Origin of the sequence: Acidisphaera sp. L21 (assembly GCF_009765685.1) — a bacterium.
Lineage (GTDB): Bacteria > Pseudomonadota > Alphaproteobacteria > Acetobacterales > Acetobacteraceae > LMUY01.
Map to the genome: position 1 here is coordinate 1 of NZ_LMUY01000085.1, position 2,780 is coordinate 2,780.

Here is a 2,780-nt window from a genome sequence, read left to right on the forward strand (position 1 = left end):
TCGGCCGATACCGGCATGCTCAACTTCAGCAGCAGCGTGACCAATAGCGGCCAGATCATCGCCACCGGCGCTGGGACGATCAACATCACCCCGGCGACCAGCTATATCGGCTACAGCGTGCCAACAAGCACGACGGCCAATAGCGGCACGATGTCGGTTGGCGCCGGCGGTCACATCACCCTGGGCGAGGGGGTCACCAATTCGGGCACGATCGCGGTCGGGAATGGCGGCACGCTGACCCTTGGCACTGGCGGCGCCGTCGCGCTGAACAATACCGGGACGATCAGCCTTACCGGCGGCACGCTGGTGCTGCGCAACGATGCGAATGCGGCGACGCTGTCCAGCTTCACCTTGTTGTCGGGTACGAAGACCAATCCGGACGCCAGCACCAGCCCCGTTGGCGACACGCTCGACATCGATGGGGGCACATTCGACAATAGCGGTGCCTCGCTGGGTGCAGGTATTGGTTTTTCTGTCATCACCGTCACCGGCGGCACCGTCAAGGGCGGCACACTGGATCCGGCATTGGTCACGGGTGGCGTGGCCGGGGGCACGCTGGACGACGTGGCGGTGATCGGTCCGCTCACCACAACCGGACCGGTGACCTTCACCGGCGGCACCCAAATCTATGCCGACGCGTCGCGGAGCGCGGCCGGCGCGCTGACGGTCGGCGATGGTATCAACAGCGCGTTTCTGTTCATCCAGAACCCCGGACCGCTCACCGTCACGTCCAGCGTGACGCTGAATAATGGCGGCCTTTACGCCGGACAGCCCGGCGCGGCGAATAGCCTGACCATCGCGGCCGGCGGTTCGGTGTCTGGCAACGGCGCTTTCAGCGGCTACTTATTTACCGGCGGCTCGTTCGCGCTTACCAATAACGGCACGCTCGCCTCGACGGGTTTGAACCCCGGCGCCTTCAGCAACGAGCTTACTGTTAGCGCGACCAGTTTCGTCAACAACGCCAGCGTCACCGCCAACACGGCCAGTGGTGCCGGTGCACCGGTATTGTACATCACTGCATCCGCCATCACCAACAACGCCACAATCAGCACGGATGCCGGCGATCTCTACCTGCAGGCCGCCGACACGGATCCGGATGGTTTCGTGAATGCGGCCGGTGCCGAGATCACCGGGGGCAGCGGCAGCATCGTCTCGCTGGTGGGTCAGTTCACCAATAACGGCACGGTCAGCGTCACCGACGGCCAGTTGTTCCTGCAGACCGTCCTCGAGCCGACGGTGTTGACAAACCAGCAATTCATCAACAACGGCACCATTACCCGCCGACAACAGCGACATCACCATCGGCGGTAACGAGAGCGCGGCGCTGCTGGGCAATTTCCAGCGCAGTGGCGGCACGCTGACCTATGCCGAGGGTAATCGGCCTGCTGGAACAGAATGCCTGCGCTGGCGGCCAGCGTCCCGCCCTTGATCGTGGCACCATTGAACGCGGCGCCCTGCAGCAGGGTGTCGGTGCCGTCGAGGGTGCTAAGATGATAAGCGGGGTCGACGCGGCTCGGAAAGACATAGTCTGCCAATGTGCCACCCTGCCGTTCCAGCCAGGCAAGTAGGCTTGCTCGTGCATCTGCCAGCAACTCGAACTGGACCAGCCGATCCGTCTTCTGCAGCACGACATTAGCACGGGTGCGTATTTGCCCGCCAATGACAAGGTCTTCGATTTGGTCCTAACCACGTTACGGCTGCGCAGCTTGCCGTCGACAGCAAGGTCGAACACGCACTCGGCGATGCTGATCAAGAAGAAGCAAATGGCCCAGATCTGTCGTGCCTTCAACGCCCGCTTTGCACCGACTTTCCGCCCGGCACTCCATGCACGTCGGTCAGACGCTACAGGGTCAAACTGCGACATTCCCATGATCGTTTATCCACCGGCCGAGATGGCCAGGGGAGGTAGCCGCTGGGTAGGTGAACCCTTGCTAGGCCCAGCATCATATCGACGACGATAATGTGGCCGCCCAGGAGGTGGGTGCCGACCGCCGAGGTCTTGCTCGGACATCGCGAAATCTGAAATTCAGTGAGCTGTTGGTGATGTCAATTAATTTACAGCGCGCAGCTCATGGGAGGTCATTACGAGAAATAATCGTGCAAATGCAGACCATATTCGTCTGGCCCGATTGTTGCGTATGCGTCCAAAGAAACCAATCTCTTTCTGGCAGCAGGAGCTTCGCCATTATGATCTAGGGATTGGGGGACGCGAGGAGCGATGGTGATGAGTCTCATTGCCCACGATACGGTAGCTACGGGTCTGAACTAAAAACGAGTCGTTCGATTTGAAGGGTAAAGCAATGAAACTTAGTTATGCTTTACTGGCGGCGTTTATTTTTGCCACTCCCGCAATGCCAACGCCTGTCAATGAGAGCTTCACTATATCAGGTACTAGTAGCGGCCCTATAGCCGAGCCAAGTTTTTCGTTCGAGCTATCTTTCGATCCGGCACTCGGTAATGTTGGTCCGGAATTCGTCTCTGGATTTTCTGTCACAGGATTTGGCGTTAGCGTTGAGCCTTCCTTTGTTTATAACCAGATGTTTGACGCTATCTACGTTGGAACATCTGTCAGCCAGTTTGGCTTCATACTGTCGGGCGATACCCCAGGCGTCATCGTGGGTATCGCCGATCCTACCACCACTCCGGTAGCCTTGCTGTTTTCATACACGGACCCAGACTTTCCGGGCTTTCCGCCTGACAATATATTTGATGTGGGCGCCCTTAATTTGACTGTAACGTAAGCGTTGCTCTGCGGCCGCCTTCCACGGAGCATACGGGTA

2 protein-coding genes are annotated in these 2,780 nt (G+C 59.1%); both read left to right on the top strand.

What is annotated here, in order from left to right:
* Positions 1–1,311: hypothetical protein (locus GSQ76_RS17930; protein ID WP_158745512.1), on the top strand; the 1,311-nt coding region annotated here is incomplete at its 5' end.
* A 974-nt stretch (positions 1,312–2,285) separates the two neighbouring features.
* Positions 2,286–2,741 carry a hypothetical protein gene (locus GSQ76_RS17935; RefSeq protein WP_158745513.1) on the top strand — a complete coding sequence of 152 codons (456 nt, stop codon included), beginning with the start codon at positions 2,286–2,288 and terminating at the stop codon, positions 2,739–2,741.
* Positions 2,742–2,780: the final 39 nt, after the last annotated feature.